Here is a 17,210-nt window from a genome sequence, read left to right as displayed (position 1 = left end):
AGCAAGAAAGGGGCCTGCATGGACAAGCAGCGTGACTTCGTTCTCCGCACCATTGAAGAGCGGGGCGTCAAGTTTGTGAGGCTCTGGTTCACCGACGTCGTCGGGACCTTGAAGTCGGTCGCACTCGCACCCGCCGAGGTGGAGGGCGCCTTCAGTGAGGGCGTCGGATTCGATGGCTCCGCGATCGAAGGTCTCACGCGGTCCTACGAGGCCGACGTGCTGGCGCATCCCGACCCCACGACGTTCCAGATCCTGCCCTGGCGTGGCGAGGTCGACCCGACGGCGCGGATGTTCTGCGACATCCGCACACCGGATGGGCAACCGGCCGTCGCGGACCCCCGCAACGTGCTGAAGCGCACCCTGGCGACGGCGGCCGATCGCGGGTTCTCGTTCTACACCCACCCGGAGATCGAGTTCTACCTTCTGAAGTCGAACAAGCTGGAGAACGGTCAGCCCGTTCCGGTCGACTCGGCGGGCTACTTCGACAACGTTCCCGGCGGCACCGCGCACGACTTCCGACGCGCCTCCGTCCGGATGCTGGAAGACCTGGGCATCTCGGTCGAGTTCAGCCACCACGAGGCGGGCCCCGGCCAGAACGAAATCGACCTGCGGTACGCCGACGCGCTCACGATGGCCGATAACATCCAGACCTTCCGCACGGTGGTCAAGGAGGTCGCGATCGATCAGGGCGTCTACGCGACGTTCATGCCCAAGCCGCTCGTCGGGCATCCGGGATCCGGAATGCACACCCACATGTCGCTGTTCGAAGGCGACACGAATGCGTTCTTCGACCCGAGCGGGCAGTATCAGCTCTCCACGATCGGCCGGCAGTTCATCGCCGGTCTGCTCGCTCACGCCCCCGAGATCACGGCGGTGACCAACCAGTTCGTGAACTCGTACAAGCGGCTGTGGGGTGGCGACGAGGCCCCGAGCTACGTGACCTGGGGTCACAACAACCGCTCGGCGCTGGTCCGGGTGCCGATGTACAAGCCCGGAAAGGGTCAGAGCGCGCGCGTCGAGTATCGCGGCATCGACTCGGCGGCGAACCCCTACCTCGCCTACTCGCTGCTGTTGGCGGCGGGGCTCAAGGGCATCGAGCAGGGCTACGAGCTTCCCCCCGAGGCCGAGGGCGATGTCTGGAACATGACGAACACCGAGCGCCGTGCGCTCGGCTACGAGTCGCTCCCGGCGAGCCTCGATCACGCGGTGCGATTGATGGAGCGCAGCGAACTCGTGGCGGAGACGCTCGGCGAGCAGGTGTTCGAGTTCGTGCTGCTCAACAAGCGTCGCGATTGGGCCGGCTATCGCGCCCAGGTGACGCCCTACGAGCTGCAGAACAACCTCGAAATTCTCTAACGGTCGCCGCCCCGGGGCGGCGACGGAGTTGCCATGACGCGTGCCAGTCTGACTCTCACCCAACTCGCGCGACTCGGTTTCGTCGAGTTGGATTGGGCCCACGGCGCCCTCGAAGGTCTGCCGTCGGGTCTCGCGGACTCGTTTTCGGTCAGCGCGGATTCCGATCTGGCGTTGCGCGGCGTCCTGACACTGCATGAGCGCGCCCCGGAGCGCCTCGCGCGCGTGCTCGACGATGTCGGCGGGCGCCGGAGGCTGTTGCTCTTGGCGGGCGCATCGGAGGGGCTGTTCGAGTTCCTGGTGCGGCATCCCGAGCAGTTGGATGCCCTGCTCGACCCGTTGACCGAGGTTCTCAGCCCCGAGGAGGCGCGTCGCGCGATTGGCCAGGCGGTCGAAGGATTGGCGGGCGAGGACGGCTGGAACGCGCTTCGCGTCGCCTACCGCCGTGAACTGGTGCGGTTGGCCGCGTGGGATCTTGACCAGGCCGACGCGCTCACCGCCGTCGACCAGGTCGCGGCATCGTTGGCGGATCTCGCCGGTGCGGCGCTCGACGCGTCGCTCGCGGTGGCGCGGCGCACGTCACGATTCCCCGCCGACCAGATCGAGCTGACCCGCCTGGCGATCATCGGCATGGGCAAGTCGGGAGCCCGCGAGCTCAACTATTTGAGCGATGTCGACGTGATTTTCGTCGGGGAGAGCGTTGACTCCGAGCAGCTGCCGGATGGGCGGGCGATCGAGATCGCGACTTTCCTGGCGGCGGAGACGATGCGAGGAATCCAGGATCTGGCGCTCGAGCCGATGCTCTGGGAGGTCGACGCGAATTTGCGCCCCGAGGGCAAGGATGGCGCGCTCGTGCGCACGGTCGAGTCGCACCTGGCCTACTACGAGCGCTGGGCCAAGAACTGGGAGTTCCAGGCGCTGTTGAAGGCGCGCCCGCTCGCGGGCGACCCCGCGCTCGGAGAACGGTATCTCGGCAGCATCGGGCCGCTCGTCTGGACGAGCGCGGCGCGGGACGGCTTCGTCGAGTCGGTTCAGCGCATGCGCGAACGGGTGACCGCGCACATCCCGCGCGACGAGGTCGACATCCAGCTCAAGCTCGGCCCGGGCGGCCTGCGCGACATCGAGTTCACCGTGCAGCTCCTCCAACTGGTGCACGGGGCGAACGACGGCCTGGTGCGCGATCGGTCGACTCTGGGCGCGCTGCGGGGTCTGTCCGAGCGCGGATACATCGGACGCGCGGAGGCGGCCGAGTTCTCGCGCGACTATCGCTTCCTTCGGGTGGTTGAACACCGCATCCAGTTGTCTCGACTGCGTCGCACGCATCTGATGCCTCGGGATGAGGGAGTGCTGCGCGTGCTGGCCCGCTCGGCGGGGATCGGCACGTCGGCAAACGATCTGCTCGGCGAGTGGCAGAAGGTCAAGGCCTCGGTGAGGTCGCTTCACGAGCGACTCTTCTATCGTCCGCTCTTGGCGGCGGTGGCGGCGCTCCCCGAGGAGGGGACGTCCCTCACCAGCGCGCAGGCATCCGCCCGACTTGCCGCGATCGGTTTCGTCGACCCCGACGGGGCGCTGCGGCACATCGCGGCACTGAGCGGAGGGGTGTCGCGCCGCGCCGCGATCCAGCGCACGCTGCTGCCGGTCATGCTGCAGTGGTTCTCCGATGGCGCTGATCCCGACTACGGCCTGCTGACCTTCCGCAACCTCAGCGAGCAGCTGGGGGAGGCGTACTGGTACCTGCGCATGCTGCGCGACTCGTCCGGTGCCGCCGAGCGGCTCACCCACGCGCTGTCCAGCTCGCGGTTCATCGGCGGGCTGTTCGAACGCATCCCGGAGGCGGCGGCCTGGCTGGAGAAGGACGAGGAGCTGCGTCCGCGCTCCCGCGAGGCGCTGTTGGAGGAGACCGCGGCGATCAACTCGCGGCACCGCGACGACCCCGACGGGGCGAAGTCGGCGCTGCACATCGCTCGCCGCCGCGAGGTGCTGCGACTCGCGCTCGCGGGCGTGCTCGGGGTGATCTCCGTTCAGGAGCTCGGACGTGCGCTCAGTGACGTGACCGATGCCATCCTCACCGGCATGCTCGGCATTGCGCACCGCTATGGCGACGGCATCGAATTCGCCATCATCGCGATGGGGCGCTACGGGGGACAGGAGCTCGGCTTCAGCAGCGACGCCGACATCCTCTACGTCTACCGGCCCGCCGGCGTCGAGCCGGAGGAGGCGCAGAAGCGCGCCGAGGCGATCGTGCGCGAGCTGTCCCAGCTCAGCCAAGATTTGCGTCTTCCGCTGGATCTCGACATCGACCTGCGGCCCGAAGGCAAGAACGGCCCGCTCGTGCGATCGCTCGACTCCTACCGGGCGTACTACGAGCGCTGGTCGCTCACCTGGGAGGCGCAGGCGCTGCTGCGGGCGCGCGGCGCCGTCGGCGACGCTGGGCTGTTGGCCGAGTTCGAAGCCCTCGCCGACGAGGTGCGCTATCCGGAGCAGATCTCGGATGCGGATGTCCGCGAGGTGAAGCGCATCAAGGCGCGGGTGGAGTCGGAGCGGCTCCCACAGGGGGCCGACCCTGCGCGCCACCTGAAGCTCGGGCGCGGCTCCTTGAGCGACGTCGAGTGGTTCGTGCAGCTGCTGCAGTTGCAGCATGCCGCGGGCGTGCCGGAGCTCCGCACAACCTCGACGCTGGGGGCTCTGCAGGCCGCGGTTGATGCCGACCTGGTGTCCACCTCGGATGCCGCGCGTTTGCGCGATGCCTGGCTGATCGCGTCGCGGGCTCGGTCGGCGATGACGCTCTGGACCGCCAAGACGGCGGATGTGCTGCCGAGCGACCGTCGATCGCTCGAGGGCGTGGCGCGACTGATGGAGTATCCGCGCTACTCCGCGTCGCAACTGGAAGAGGACTATTTGCGCCTCACCCGCCTCGCGCGTCAGGTGTTCGAGCGCGGCTTCTACGGCATCCACTAGTGCTCTCGGCGTGTGCGCGCTCGTCCGTGTCGTCGGGTTCGCACGCGGCAACTCGGCGCGACCGCGCCCCATCCGCGCACGCACATTGCTAAAACATCACACGTATGATCTACTTGGCTTGCCCGTCCAACCGGGGCGGCGCGTCGTCAAAGAAGTCGACCAGAAAGGCCCGTGACATGGCCACACAGCAACGCACCCCCGTCCGTGCATCTCGTGCCCTCCTCGTGGGGGCAGCCGTAGCGAGCCTCGGCCTGCTCGCCGGGTGCGCCGGAACCGGCACCGGTGAGATCAACCCGGAGTACGGCTTCGCCACCGTCGAGCAGATCGCCGACAGCCCGATCACGATCTGGGTCGACGCGACGCGTCAGCCCGCCGTCGAGGCGTTCCAAGCGGCGCATCCGGAGATCGAGATCGACCTCGTCGTCGACGACGGTTCCGCCGGCGCCTCGGGCACCTTCCAGACCAAGATCGCCCTCGCCGACCAAGCGGGCGACGGATGGCCGGACGTGGTGTTCTCCTCGCAGGCCAACGACGCGTCGTGGGCGTCGCAGCCGAACGCGGGCCAGCAGGCCTTCGCGGCTCCGCTCAACCAGGGCTTCCTCGATGACGACTTCCTCGACGGCTTCACCGCCGGTGCGCTCGAGCCCGCCACCGTCGACGGAACCGTGTACGGCCTCCGCAACGACCTGGCGCCGGTGCTGTTCTGGTACAACGCCGCACTGTTCGCGGAGTTCGGCTACGAGGTTCCCACCACCTGGGAAGAGTACGAGGCCCTCGGCGAGATGCTCGCCGCCGAACACCCGGGGTACTTCCTCGGCTCGATCGGTGACTCGTTCGTCGGTCCCTACGTCTACTACTGGGCGGGCGAGGCGCCGATCTTCACGGTCGACGGTGACAGCTTCGGTTCCGACCTGTCGGACCCGAACTCGGTCAAGGTGACCACGATGCTCGACAACATGGTCGCGAATGGGACTCTCATTCAGGACAGCCTGTTCAGCGCGGAGTTCGTCACGCAGTCCGACAAGCTGCTCGCGATCCCGGGCGCCGCCTGGTACAGCGGTGCGCTCTTCCAGAATCCCGACAACGTGGGTGCCGAGCCCGGCGAGTGGGGCGCTGCTGCGCCGCTCGTCTGGGAAGACGGCGCCGAGGTCACCGGCAACATCGGTGGAGGCATGTGGTACGCCTCGAGTCACTCCGCCAACCTCGACGCGGTGAAGACGTTCATGCAGTTCATCGTCTCGGACGAGGAGACCGCGGGAACCGGCGGCCTTCCGGCCTACGACTCGGCGGCCGCGGCGTGGCTGTCGGGCCAGGCAGAGAGCGGCTTCTTCGCGGGCGACTTCGAGGGGGCGATGAGCACCGCTGCGGCGACCGTGTGGACCGGCTGGGGCTTCCCGAACTTCTCGCCGGAGACCGCCTACGCCAAGGTCATCGTTCCGGGCCTCGCCGAAGGAAAGACGATCGCTGAGCTCTCCGCTGACTGGGAGCAGGAGATGAAGAACGAGGCGCAGACCGTCGGCTACACGATCGGCTAAGTCCTCGCGTCATCCGCTCCACACCTGAAAGATGCTTTCATGAGCTCCACAACCGCCGCTGCCGCCTCCACTCGGGGGCGGCAGCGGGCCGGCTCGCGACCCGCGCCGGCCCGCGCCCAGGCTCGAATGGGCACCATCTTCTCGAGCGGGTACACGATCTTCCTCCTCGCGTTCGGCGTCGGCCCGGCCGTGTACGCGCTGTTCCTCGCCTTCACCAAGAACGGCGCCTTCGTCGGCTTCGACAACTTCGTCCGGGTGTTCGCCGACTACCGTTTCTTGCCCGCAGTTGGCCACGTGGCGCTCTTCGTGGTCGTGTGGCTCGCGTGCCTCATCGTCTTCGTCGTGCTGCTCGCGCTGATCGTGCATGCGATCCGCATCCGGTGGCTCTCGACGACGTCCCGATTCCTGTTCTACATCCCGGGTGCGCTCGCGGGTGCCTCCAGCGTGCTGCTCTGGCTGTTCGTGCTGGATCCCGCCGTGAGCCCCGTCTCGTTCATTCTCGAAGCGTTCGGCAAAGAGTCCTTCGTGCAGGTCGTGCAGACCGACACGCTCCACATCGTCCTCGCGATCATCGCGTTCTGGACGGGCGCCGGCGGCTGGATCGTCATCATGTACGGCGCGCTCAATAACATCAGCGACGAGGTGATGGAGGCAGCGCGCATAGACGGTGCTGGCCCCATCAATACGGCGTGGCACATCCAGATCCCGCTGCTGCGCAAGTGGATCTCGTACATGGCGATCCTGTCGCTCGCCGCCGGTACCCAGCTCTTCGTCGAGCCGCGTGTGCTCGCCCAAGCGAGCAAGGGCGTGGTCACGCAGGACTACTCGCTCAACCAGCTCGCCTTCCTCTACGCCTTCCGCCAGAACGACTTCAACGGCTCCGCAGCGATCTCGCTCGTGCTCCTCGTCGTTGCACTCGGCCTGAGCGTTTTCTTTGTCTTCCGAGGTGGTCTCTTTGAACGCGAATAACCGCACCCGGCAACTCGCTCGCGCGGGTCGCCTGCGTCCGATCACCCCGTCGGTGTTCCTCGGTCGCGCACTCGCGGCGGCCGTGGTCGTCTTCTTCTCGCTGTTCTTCATCGTCCCGATCGCATGGTTGCTCATCGCACCAAGCAAGGACGGTCGGCAGCTTCTGCTCGAGAACCCGTTCTCGGTGGGAACGCTCGACCAGTTCGCCGCGAACTGGGAGAGCTTGATGACCTACCAGAACGGCTTGGTCTGGACGTGGCTCGGCAACTCGGCCTTCTACGCCACCGCCGCCCTCGTGATCACCCTCGTGATCAGCATCCCTGCGGGCTACGCGCTCGCGTTGACCGAATTCCGTGGTCGGCATCTGCTGCTCGTGACGACTCTGGTCGTCATGCTCATTCCGAACACGGCGCTGGTGCTCCCGGTCTTCCTCGAGCTGTCGGCCGTACGACTCATCGGCTCCCCGCTCGCGGTGATCCTGCCGTTCTCGTTCTTCCCGTTCGGCGTCTATCTGACGTACATCTACTTCTCGACGACGATCTCACGAGACCTGCTCGATGCCGCGCGCATCGATGGAGCGAGTGAGTTGCGGGTGTTCGGGCAGGTTGCCCTTCCGCTCGCCACCCCGGTGGTTGCCCTGGTCGGGTTCTTCTCGTTCACCGGCAACTGGACGAACTACTTCCTCCCGTTCGTGACGGTGCCCGGGCGAGCCGCGCCCATTCAGGTGGGCATCGCGGAGCTCTTGGCGAACGTGCCGCAGTTCAATCCGACGAGCGCCGCATCGACCACGATCGACCTGCCCGTGCTGGCGCTGGCGACGCTGCTGTCGGTCGCACCGGTGCTGATCGTCTTCCTGTTCTCGCAGCGTTTCCTTGTGACGGGCATGACTGCAGGCGGCACGAAGGGCTGACCGCGACAAGGCGGGCGCCCGACGACCCGCCGGCGACGAGGTGCGACCGCGAAACCCGTTGGTTCAGCGGTTCAGCGGTTCAGGATGCGTCGTCGCGCCGGCTGGGAAGTCGGCGGCGACGCCAGGCGCGTTCGATGTGGTCTCGCATTGCACGATCGGCGCCGTCGGCGTCGCCGCGCTCGATTGCCTCGAACACCGCTCGGTGCTCGTCCAGCGTGACGGAGAGAGAATCGAGACGGGCCGCGCCGACGAAACGGTTGGTTTCCAGGGCGCGTGTGAACAGAATCCGCGTGATGTTGGCAGCGAGACGGTTCTCGGACTGCTCCATGACGACGTAGTGGAACGCGGCGTCGGCCTCGGCGAACGCTTCGATGTCGGACACCGTCTCGGCCATCCGAGCGAACGCCTGCGCCAGTTCCGCCGAGCGGTCAGGGGTGCGTCGCTCGGCCGCCGCGGCCGACATCGACCCCTCGAGCGCGCCGCGGACGATCGCGAGCTCGTCGAGCACGCCCAAGGTGTCGTCGTTTTCCAGGAGCGCTGCGAGCACTACCGGGTCGAGCACGTTCCACGAGGACGGCGGATTCACTCGCGTCCCGCGCCCCTGGGCGACGGTGAGCATTCCCTTTTCCTCGACGCGTTTGACCGACTCGCGGAGGACCGTGCGGCTGACGCCGAAGGTCTCACTGAGCACGGCCTCCGGGGGGAGGATCTCGCCGGGTTCGACCTGGCCCGTCACGATCGCCGTGACGAGGTCTTTCACGACGGCGACGCCGAGCCGGGCCGCCGGAACTCTCCGAGAGACCCCGCCGAGCGCGTTCGTCTGCGTCGCGGGTTCGGTCATGCTGTCAGTGTATTCGGCGCGGCCGAGGCGGTGCGGAGGCGGAGCCGGGTGCGACGCACCCGTGTGCTCGCCTCTAACGCGACCTCGGGGAGTCGGCCACGAGCGAGAGGCCTGCACGGCCCGACCTGATGTGCGGGCCGGTCGGCGTCTGCCACGTTCCGCCATTCGTGGTGAGGGCGATGATCGCCGCTTCGTCCACGCGAATGCCGGAGCCGGGCTCATCGCCGAGGACGATGCCGCCATCGGCGAACTCCTGGTCGAGGGAGATACCGATCGGCGTGCCCAGGTGCTGAACCTCGGCCGCCAGGTGGTTCGGGATCGCCGCCGCCGCGTGCGTGACGGCGGGGTTGGCGCTGAGTCCGACCGGGCTCATGGGGAGGTCGCGGCTGTGTGCCGCAGCGGAGACCCGCAAGAAGTGCGTAACGCCCCACACCGCGCCTGCCTGGACGACGTCGACGGCACCGGCATCCAAGAGGGGTCGGTACTGTTCGAGGCCGGTGAGGTTCTCACCGGTGGCGACGCCGGCGCGGATCGCACTCGACAAACGTGCATGTCCCGCCGCGTCCCAGCGGCTCAGTGGTTCTTCGATCCAGGTGAGCTCGATGCTCTCTTCGACAGTGTGTAGATAGCGGACGGCCTGCTTGACGTTCCAGGTCTCGTTGGCGTCGAGCATGAGCGCGGGGGAGGCGCTGTTCGCGCGAAGTTCGTCCGCGATGATCCGCAGCCGCCGGAGATCGGTCGCGACGTCCCGCCCGCCCTTCAGCTTGCCGCTGCTGAATCCGCGTTCCGCGAGCGAGCGGTAGAAGGCCGCGAGTTCGTCGTCGTTGAGCGCGATGTCGAGCCCCGAAGCGTAGCCGGCCACGTAGCGATCGTGTGCGCCGAGGAGTCGCCAGAGGGGCTCCTGGGCGATCTTCGCCTTGAGATCCCACAGCGCCGTGTCGAGGGTGCCGAGCCCGCCGAAGGTTGCGCCGCCGTGTCCGGACTTGAACAGACGGCCGAGCATCCGGTCGTAGAGGCCGACGACCCCCCGCGGGTCCTGACCCTCGAGTGCCGGGAAAATCCGGTCAATGTCGTGGACGGAGCCGGTCGCGTATCCGCTGACGCCTTCGTCGGTCTCCAGCACGACGATCGGCACCTCGGTGATGCCGGACTCGATGACGCCATTGGCGTCGCCGATCGGCCGCTCCCAGTCCTGGTAGCTGGTGAGGGTGTGGAATCCCGTGATCTTCATCATCGCCCTTGACGTTCAGGCGAGCGTCGCTCGCGCTAAACAGCATACATCATATGTTCGAGTGCGACGGGGCGCGGAAACGCGGAACGGGCCGCCCTCCCGAAGGAGAACGGCCCGTTGCCGGTGTTGCGAGAGATCAGACCCCGAAGTACAGCTCGTACTCGTACGGGTGCGGACGCTGCGCGAAGGGGAGCAGCTCCTTCTCGCGCTTGTAGTCGATCCAGGTCTCGATGAGGTCCTTCGTGAACACGCCACCCTCGAGGAGGAAGTCGTGGTCGGCCTCGAGCGCCGCGAGGGCCTCCTCGAGCGAGCCGGGCATCTTCGGGATGCCCGCCGCCTCCTCGGGCGGAAGCTCGTAGAGGTCCTTGTCGACGGGCTCGTGCGGCTCGATCTTGTTCTTGATGCCGTCGATGCCGGCCATGAGCTGCGCCGCGAAGGCCAGGTACGGGTTGCCCGAGGCGTCCGGCGCGCGGAACTCGATGCGCTTGGCCTTCGGGTTGGTGCCCGTGATCGGGATGCGCACCGACGCGGAGCGGTTACCGGCCGAGTACACCAGGTTGACCGGGGCCTCGAAGCCCGGGATCAGGCGGTGGTACGAGTTCACCGTCGGGTTGGTGAACGCGGCGATCGCCGAACCGTGCTTGAGGATGCCGCCGATGTACCAGCGCGCGATGTCCGACAGTCCGCCGTAGCCCTGCTCGTCGTAGAACAGCGGCTTGCCGTCGTTCCACAGCGACTGGTGGGTGTGCATCCCCGAACCGTTGTCGCCCATGAGCGGCTTGGGCATGAAGGTCGCGACCTTGCCCCACTCGAGCGCCGTGTTCTTGACGATGTACTTGAACTTCAGGATGTCGTCACCGGCGTGAACCATGGTGTCGAACTTGTAGTTGATCTCACCCTGGCCGGCGGTGCCGACCTCGTGGTGGCCGCGCTCGACCTCGAAGCCCGTCTCGATGAGCTTGAGCATGATGTCGTCGCGAAGGTCGGCGTGCTTGTCGACCGGCGAGACGGGGAAGTAGCCCGCCTTGTACGGGGTCTTGTTGGCGAGGTTGCCGCCCTCTTCTTCGCGGCCGGTGTTCCAGGCAGCTTCGTCGGAGTCGACCTCGTAGAAGCTCTTGTTCTGCTTCACCTCGTAGCGCACGTCGTCGAAGATGTAGAACTCCGCCTCGGGCGCGAAGTACGCGGTGTCGGCGATGCCGGTCGAGGCGATGTACTTCTCGGCCTTCTTGGCAACCTGACGCGGGTCACGGCTGTAGATCTCGCCGTTGCGCGGGTTGTAGATGTCGAAAACGATGATGAGCGTGCGCGCGACGCGGAAGGGGTCGATGTACGCGGTCGAGATGTCGGGAACGAGCTGGAGGTCCGACTCGTGGATCGACTGGAATCCGCGGATCGACGAACCGTCGAACATCTGACCGACGGTGAAGAAGTCTTCGTCGACGGTGTCTGCGGGAATGGTCAGGTGCTGCTGGATGCCCGGAAGGTCGGTGAACCGGATGTCGATGAACTTGACATCCGTGTCCTTGATGAACTTCAGGACCTCAGACGAGTCGCTGAACAGAGGGCTGGACATAGGGAATGACTCCAAGGGCCGTGGAACGGTTGAGACTGCAGCTGCAGCCTGCCTCCGACCCTAGGCCGAAGGGGTTTCTCTACCATGACACAATTGTTTCCGGCATGTTACGGCGGCGCTGACGCGTAGGCTCGAGGAGTGAGTACAGGAGCCGCCGAGAACTGGCCAGGACGAGCGCTGGGGTTGCCCGAAACGGGTCGCCGATCGGTGGCCCGATTGGGGCGCCGTGCCGCGGCGCTCGCGATCGACTGGGCACTCGCGACGCTATTGTCGCTCGCGTTCTTCTCGCCCGGCGACTGGCAGACCGATCCCTTCGTGACGCTCGGAATCTTCGCGGTGCTGCAGATCGTGTTCCAGATCTTCTTCGGTGGTGGCCTCGGTCATCTGATGCTCGGGATGCGCGTCGTTCCGATCGCCGGGGGAGCGCTCGGAGTGTGGCGACCGCTCGTGCGCACGCTCCTGCTGTGTCTCGCGATCCCGGCGCTGATCTGGGACAAGAACCAGCGCGGGATGCACGACGTCGCCGCCGGCACCCTCCTCGTCCGCACCTAACCCCCGCCCCAGCGCCCCGGCGCGCGGAGGCGCGGGGGTGCGGGAGTGCGGGGGCGCGGGCGGGTTAGCGCGGGCGGGGGGCGCGGACCTTGGTCGGATCCATGCCCTTGGGAATCGGCAGCGAGTTGCGGCTCAGCGAGGCGAGGCGGTTCGAGACCGCGGTGACCTCGTCGCGACGCAGCACGCGCTTGAGGCGCGAGAGGCTCGGCACGATCTTGTGCAACGGCGTCGACTCCGGGTCGGGCCCGACATACATGAGCGTCACGGTGACGTTGGGGAGGATGCGTGCGACGTTGGCGCGCTCCTTGTCGAGCATCGGCTGGGTGCGCGAGCGCGGCCCCTCGCCGATCAGCACGACGCCGCCCTTGCCGACGGCACGGTAGACGGCATCCTGGGTGCGCGGGCTGACGTTGATCGGCATCTCGCTGCCGATCCAGCTGCGTCGCAGCGAACTCTTGAGCACGGCACCCACGGCACCGGCCTGACCCTCGATCTGTGAGAACGCGGCCCGTTCGGCGCGTCGCCCCAGCACGATCAGGACCAGCAGCACACCGCCGAGCACACCGGAGATGTTGTACAAGATGATGCCGATGATGTTGTCGCTCGAGAACAGGATCGAGATGACGATCGCGGCGCCGATCGGCGCGATCAGCGCGAGGATCAGCATCCAGACGATGTTGCCGTCGTAGCGGCGGGTCATCTTGAACACCTGCCACATCTGCTTGAGGCGACCGGGTTCTTTCGCGGGGCTGGAGGTACGGGCCATGAAATCTAGGATACGGGCCTTGGCGGGTGCTTCGAACAACGTGGTCGCGATGCGCAGGTTCGTCGGGGCGCGCGGGAGCGCCTTTCGATACACGACGTCGTCGCTACTCAAGACGCAAGGCGTCGGCAGCGGAGCGACTCAGGACACCGCCTGGGCGAAGCCGGATTCGGTGGCGGCGGCATCCGCGAGGTGCTGCAGCTGCGCCGGCACCTCCCAGCCTTTCGCCTTCATCGACCGCGCCCACAGGCGTCCGGCGCGATAGCTGGAGCGCACGAGCGGCCCGGCGAGCACCCCCAGGAACCCGATCTCTTCGGCCTGGGTCTTGAACTCGACGAACTCATCCGGCTTGACCCAGCGGGCGACCGGAAGGTGCCGAGGCGTGGGCCGCAGATACTGGGTGATGGTGATGATGTCGCAGCCGGCGTCGTGCAGGTCCCGAAGCGCCTCGGTCACCTCGTGCGGCTCCTCACCCATCCCGAGAATGAGGTTCGACTTGGTGATGAGTCCCGCCCGACGCGCTTGGCTGATGACGTCGAGCGAGCGCTCGTAGCGGAATGCGGGACGGATGCGCTTGAAGATCCGAGGCACCGTCTCGACGTTGTGGGCGAAGACTTCGGGCCTCGACGAGAAGACTTCGCCGAGAAGATCCGGGTTGCCCGAGAAGTCGGTCGCCAGGATCTCGACCCCGGTGCCGGGGTTGGCGGCGTGGATCGCGCGCACCGTCTCGGCGTGCAACCACGCGCCCTCGTCGGGAAGATCATCGCGGGCGACGCCCGTCACGGTGGCGTAGCGCAGGCCCATCTTGACGACTGACTCGGCCACGCGGCGCGGCTCATCGGTGTCATAGTCGGCGGGCTTGCCGGTGTCGATCTGACAGAAGTCGCACCGGCGTGTGCACTGGCTGCCGCCGATGAGGAAGGTCGCTTCCCGGTCTTCCCAGCACTCGTAGATGTTGGGGCATCCGGCTTCCTGGCACACGGTGTGCAGGTCTTCGTCTTTGACGAGGCTCTGCAACGCCGTGTATTCGGGGCCCATCTTGGCCCGGGTCTTGATCCATTCGGGTTTGCGTTCGATCGGAACGGAGGCGTTTCGCACCTCGAGACGCAGCATTTTGCGGCCCGCGGGCTCGGTGGCGTGAGTGTCGCTGAGGGTCATGCGGTCACCGTTTCGGTCGAGGTGAGGCTGTCGGCGAGATGCGATTCGAAGATCCGTGTGACGATCGGCACGACATCCTCGGGGGTCACGGCGCGCCCGAGTTCGCGCGAGATGCTCGTCACGCCGGCCTCGCGAATGCCGCACGCGATGATCGAGCGGTACGCGTCGAAGGAGTTGCTGCAGTTGAGGGCGAAGCCGTGCATGGTGACGCCGTCGGCGACACGGATGCCGATCGCGGCGATCTTGTCGGCGCCGCGGAGCCAGACACCGCTCCGTCCGTCGACGCGTTCTCCGGCGATTCCGAGTTCGGCCAGCACCGCGATGAGCATGCCTTCGAGACGTCGCACGTAGGCGACCACGTCGATCGGATCGCGGAGTCGCAGAATCGGGTAGCCGACCAGCTGACCCGGGCCGTGCCAGGTGATCTTGCCGCCGCGGTCGACGTCGATGACCGGGGTGCCGTCGGTGGGGCGTTCGTGGGGTTCGGTGCGTTTCCCGGCGGTGTAGACGCTGGGATGCTCGAGAAGGAGAACGGTGTCCGGCGCCCGACCACTCGCGACGTCAGCGTGCAGGGCACGTTGACGTTCGAGGGCCGTCGAATACGACACGGAGTTGGCGCTTAGCCCCGCGTCGACAAAGTCGACCATGCGCCCAGTCTACGCAGAGCGCCCCGTCCACGCCGACGGGGCGAGGCACGCGTCCTCCGCCGAGGCTCCGGCCGGGCGCCCTCCACGAGATCGCTTTCGGTGGCTCGCGGCGCGCGCCGCGCGCCTCACACTTCTGACGTGACAGTCGTGGAACCGGATGTGATCGCGGGCTTTCGAGTGACGCGCACGCTTGCGCGCCGCGGTCGGGTCACGCTCGCGCTCGGCCACCAGGACGAGACCGGTGTGGTGGTCTTGAAGGTCCGCTCCGGCACCGACGCGATCGAGCGGACGGTGCGGGAGGCATCCGCGCTGCACAGCGCCGCCGGACCGCACGTGGTTCGTCTCCTGGATGCGGCGACCACCGCCTCGGAATCGGACGGCGACCGGGGATGCCTGGTGCTCGAGCGCTGCCACGGCGGCACGCTCGCCGAACTGCTTCGACGTCGTGCGCGACTCGACGCGGGGGAGGTGGTGACGCTGTTGGCCCCGGTGATCGCGACAGTGGCGCGGCTCCACGACGCCGGGCTCGCCCACGGGGCGATCGGAGACGATCACATCGCGCTCAGCGCGAGCGGGGAGCCGCGGCTCATCGGGTGGGGTGCGGCGACGATGTTTGAGGCGAACGCGGCGGAGGTGGCCCGGGAGCGCGAGCCCGGGGTGCACGCCGATCGACGTGCCGTGCGGGCGCTGGTCTCGCGCGTGGCTCGGCTGACCGATCCCGAACTGGCGCGGGCGCGGGATCAGCTGTGGGCTCGGATCGACGCGTGCGCCGACGAGGACCTGTTCGAGGTTTGCGAGAGCGAGCTCTTCGATTTCGCCGCTGCTGCGCCACTGCGCCGGGAGGATCCCGTTGCGCCGTCCGACTCGCTCGATGCCGTTCGAGGGCGGTCCGATCGTGACGGGCGTTCACCGTCAGCGCGGCAGCTGGTGCCCGCGCGTGGCAGTGAGGTGGACGGGTCGGCTGGTCAGGTCGGGGACGCCTCAGCGCCGAGCCCCGTCTGGTCGCTCGTGGTGGGAGTTCTCCCGGATCGCGTGCGCGAGTTGCTCGACCGTCACGGCCTCGAGGCCACGTTGCCGAACGGATGGCGCGGCGTCGTCGACGCGTCTCGCGCGCATCCCTTCGGGGACGCTCTCGCGCGTGCGGCACGTTCGTGGCAGAGCCGCAGCCCGCGCAGCCGACGCACGGTGGTGGCCCTCGCCGCAGCCGGGCTGGTCGTCACGGTCGGCGTGTTCGGGGTTCCCGCCGGCGGCGCGGAGCCCGCACCGGAGCTGAGCGACGCCCGTGAGGTACCGGGGGCCACCGCGACGGCGCACGACGACGCGGGCGCGGACTCGGATGCGGCGGCCGCATCCGTGCTCGACGGGGACGACCCGGTCGCCGCCGCGAGCGCGTTGGTCACCGCTCGAGAGCGATGCCTTGCCGAGCTGTCGATTCTCTGCCTCGACCAAGTGTTTCAACCAGGGTCAGCGGCGATGGAGCACGACCGGGCGGCGATCCGGGCGATCCAGTCTGGCGGCGAGGCCACGTCGGCGGCGTGGCAGCACAGCTCCGACGTCGCGGCGTGGGTCGTGGTGGAACGGCTCGGCGGGACGGCGCTTGTCCGACTCGGGGCCGACAACACCGCGGCCTCGCTCCTTCTGATGAAGGGCGAGGCCGGGTGGCGGGTTCGCGAGTATCTCGCGACGAGTCCGGACTAGACGCCGAGGACTCCCGCGAAGTTGCCGCCTTCGAGGCGCTTCTTGACCGTGGTCAGGAAGCGCGCCGCGTCGGCGCCGTCGACGATCCGGTGATCGTAGGAGAGCGCGAGGTACACGGTCGAACGGATCGAGATCGCGTCGAGACCGTTGTCGCTGACGACGACGGGCTTCTTGACGACGATGCCGGTTCCGAGGATCGCGACCTGCGGCAGGAACACGACCGGGGTGTCGAACAGCGCGCCGCGCGAGCCCGTGTTCGTGACGGTGAACGTGCCGCCCGCCAGCTCGTCGGGCTTCAGCTTGTTGTCGCGGGTGCGCTCGGCGAGATCGGCGATCTCCTGGGCGAGCTGCGCGAGCGTCAGTTCACTCGCGTTGCGCACCACCGGGGTCAGCAGTCCGCGTTCGGTGTCGACCGCGATGCTGATGTTTTCGTGGTCCGGGTACACGATGCTGTCGCCCTCGACCGTCGCGTTGATGATCGGGAACGCCTTGAGCGCCTCCGCCGCCGCGAGAGTGAAGAACGGCAGGAAGCTCAGCTTCACCCCGGTCTTCGACAGGAAGTCGGCCTTCACCTGGTCGCGGTAGGCGGCGACGCGCGTGACGTCGACCTCGACGACGGTGGTGAGCTGCGCCATCGACTGCATCGACAGCACGGCGCGTTCGGCAACGACCTTGCGAAGTCGCGACATCGGCACCGTGGTGCCGCGCAGCGGCGAAACCTCGAGCACCTCGACCGGTGCCGGGGTTCCCGCCGGTGCCGCGGCGGGCGTGGCCGGGGTCGCGTCGAGGATGTCCTGCTTGCGGATGCGTCCGCCGACGCCCGTTCCGGAGACGGTCGACAGGTCGACGCCACGCTCGTTCGCGAGCTTGCGCACGATCGGCGTCACGTAGCCGGCGTGGCTGGCTGCCGCGGCGGGAGCGGCCGCCGGAGCAGCGGGGGCCGCGGCAGGCGCCGGAGCGGCGGCCGGAGCCGGAGCAGTGGCGGCAGGCGCGGGAGCGGCCGGTGCCGGAGCGGCGGCCGG

At 67.8% G+C, this 17,210-nt stretch carries 14 protein-coding genes; 7 read left to right on the top strand and 7 right to left on the bottom strand.

Annotated elements, in window-relative coordinates; all coding sequences use genetic code 11:
• Positions 1–18 precede the first annotated feature (18 nt).
• The 5 genes from QZ258_RS08435 to QZ258_RS08415 all read left to right on the top strand — a co-directional run bounded on the left by QZ258_RS08435 (position 19) and on the right by QZ258_RS08415 (position 7,725).
• Positions 19–1,356 (top strand): glutamine synthetase family protein, encoded by a 1,338-nt coding sequence (locus tag QZ258_RS08435; protein WP_294180534.1) that lies wholly within the window; start codon positions 19–21, stop codon positions 1,354–1,356.
• A gap of 33 nt (positions 1,357–1,389) precedes the next feature.
• Positions 1,390–4,311: a bifunctional [glutamine synthetase] adenylyltransferase/[glutamine synthetase]-adenylyl-L-tyrosine phosphorylase gene (locus tag QZ258_RS08430; protein WP_294180532.1), complete on the top strand. Its 2,922-nt coding sequence runs from the start codon at positions 1,390–1,392 to the stop codon at positions 4,309–4,311.
• Between the two features lie 176 nt (positions 4,312–4,487).
• Positions 4,488–5,846, top strand: a complete 1,359-nt coding sequence (locus QZ258_RS08425; RefSeq protein WP_294180528.1) for an ABC transporter substrate-binding protein — start codon at positions 4,488–4,490, stop codon at positions 5,844–5,846.
• Between the two features lie 39 nt (positions 5,847–5,885).
• Positions 5,886–6,815, top strand: a complete 930-nt coding sequence (locus QZ258_RS08420; RefSeq protein ID WP_294180526.1) for a carbohydrate ABC transporter permease — start codon at positions 5,886–5,888, stop codon at positions 6,813–6,815.
• Entirely contained in the window at positions 6,802–7,725 is a 924-nt protein-coding gene (locus QZ258_RS08415; protein WP_294180524.1) for a carbohydrate ABC transporter permease, read from the top strand. Before QZ258_RS08420 ends, QZ258_RS08415 begins: the two co-directional genes overlap by 14 nt.
• A 79-nt stretch (positions 7,726–7,804) precedes the next feature.
• Here QZ258_RS08415 and QZ258_RS08410 read toward each other — a convergent pair whose 3' ends face one another.
• From QZ258_RS08410 to glnA, 3 genes are all read right to left on the bottom strand, one after another.
• Positions 7,805–8,566: a FadR/GntR family transcriptional regulator gene (locus tag QZ258_RS08410; RefSeq protein WP_294180522.1), complete on the bottom strand. Its 762-nt coding sequence runs from the start codon at positions 8,564–8,566 to the stop codon at positions 7,805–7,807.
• A 73-nt stretch (positions 8,567–8,639) separates the two neighbouring features.
• Complete coding sequence (locus tag QZ258_RS08405) at positions 8,640–9,800, bottom strand: mandelate racemase/muconate lactonizing enzyme family protein (RefSeq protein ID WP_294180520.1); 1,161 nt, start codon at positions 9,798–9,800, stop codon at positions 8,640–8,642.
• 133 nt (positions 9,801–9,933) lie between these two features.
• Positions 9,934–11,358: a type I glutamate--ammonia ligase gene (gene glnA, locus QZ258_RS08400; protein ID WP_294180647.1), complete on the bottom strand. Its 1,425-nt coding sequence runs from the start codon at positions 11,356–11,358 to the stop codon at positions 9,934–9,936.
• 150 nt (positions 11,359–11,508) lie between these two features.
• Between glnA and QZ258_RS08395 the strand changes: the two genes are divergently transcribed.
• Positions 11,509–11,922, top strand: coding sequence for an RDD family protein (locus tag QZ258_RS08395; protein ID WP_294180517.1), 414 nt, complete (start codon positions 11,509–11,511; stop codon positions 11,920–11,922).
• A gap of 64 nt (positions 11,923–11,986) precedes the next feature.
• Here QZ258_RS08395 and QZ258_RS08390 read toward each other — a convergent pair whose 3' ends face one another.
• From QZ258_RS08390 to lipB, 3 genes are all read right to left on the bottom strand, one after another.
• A complete protein-coding gene (locus tag QZ258_RS08390) occupies positions 11,987–12,688 on the bottom strand; it encodes a DUF4191 domain-containing protein (RefSeq protein WP_294180515.1) in 702 nt (233 codons plus the stop codon).
• Positions 12,689–12,826: 138 nt separating this feature from the next.
• Complete coding sequence (gene lipA, locus QZ258_RS08385) at positions 12,827–13,843, bottom strand: lipoyl synthase (RefSeq protein ID WP_294180512.1); 1,017 nt, start codon at positions 13,841–13,843, stop codon at positions 12,827–12,829.
• Positions 13,840–14,490, bottom strand: a complete 651-nt coding sequence (gene lipB, locus QZ258_RS08380; protein WP_294180510.1) for a lipoyl(octanoyl) transferase LipB — start codon at positions 14,488–14,490, stop codon at positions 13,840–13,842. The genes lipA and lipB overlap by 4 nt, the downstream gene beginning before the upstream one ends.
• 138 nt (positions 14,491–14,628) lie before the next feature.
• Here lipB and QZ258_RS08375 point away from each other — a divergent pair, with 138 nt between their 5' ends.
• Positions 14,629–16,188, top strand: coding sequence for a protein kinase (locus tag QZ258_RS08375; RefSeq protein ID WP_294180508.1), 1,560 nt, complete (start codon positions 14,629–14,631; stop codon positions 16,186–16,188).
• On the opposite strand, the gene sucB is transcribed toward QZ258_RS08375, so the two are convergent.
• A partial coding sequence (gene sucB, locus QZ258_RS08370) for a 2-oxoglutarate dehydrogenase, E2 component, dihydrolipoamide succinyltransferase (RefSeq protein WP_294180506.1) occupies positions 16,185–17,210 on the bottom strand: 1,026 nt, incomplete at its 5' end. The two genes, QZ258_RS08375 and sucB, sit on opposite strands and share 4 nt — an antisense overlap.

The organism is uncultured Schumannella sp., assembly GCF_905479755.1.
In the GTDB taxonomy this organism is placed as follows: domain Bacteria; phylum Actinomycetota; class Actinomycetes; order Actinomycetales; family Microbacteriaceae; genus DCRR01.
This window is presented reverse-complemented; position numbering and strand designations above follow the sequence as displayed.